General features: G+C 55.3%; 1 rRNA gene. It reads left to right on the forward strand.

The annotated features are described in order from the left end of the window. Nucleotides 1-425: ribosomal RNA gene (locus J1W56_RS25855) — 16S ribosomal RNA — on the forward strand; the annotation flags it as partial.

Genomic DNA, 425 nt, shown 5'->3' on the forward strand with positions numbered 1-425 from the left:
GGAATTTTGGACAATGGGCGCAAGCCTGATCCAGCAATGCCGCGTGCAGGAAGAAGGCCTTCGGGTTGTAAACTGCTTTTGTACGGAACGAAAAGGTCTGGGTTAATACCCTGGGCTCATGACGGTACCGTAAGAATAAGCACCGGCTAACTACGTGCCAGCAGCCGCGGTAATACGTAGGGTGCAAGCGTTAATCGGAATTACTGGGCGTAAAGCGTGCGCAGGCGGTTTTGTAAGACAGGCGTGAAATCCCCGGGCTCAACCTGGGAATGGCGCTTGTGACTGCAAAGCTGGAGTGCGGCAGAGGGGGATGGAATTCCGCGTGTAGCAGTGAAATGCGTAGATATGCGGAGGAACACCAATGGCGAAGGCAATCCCCTGGGCCTGCACTGACGCTCATGCACGAAAGCGTGGGGAGCAAACAG

This window comes from Phyllobacterium calauticae (assembly GCF_019991125.1).
GTDB classification, from domain to species: Bacteria; Pseudomonadota; Alphaproteobacteria; order Rhizobiales; family Rhizobiaceae; genus Phyllobacterium; species Phyllobacterium calauticae.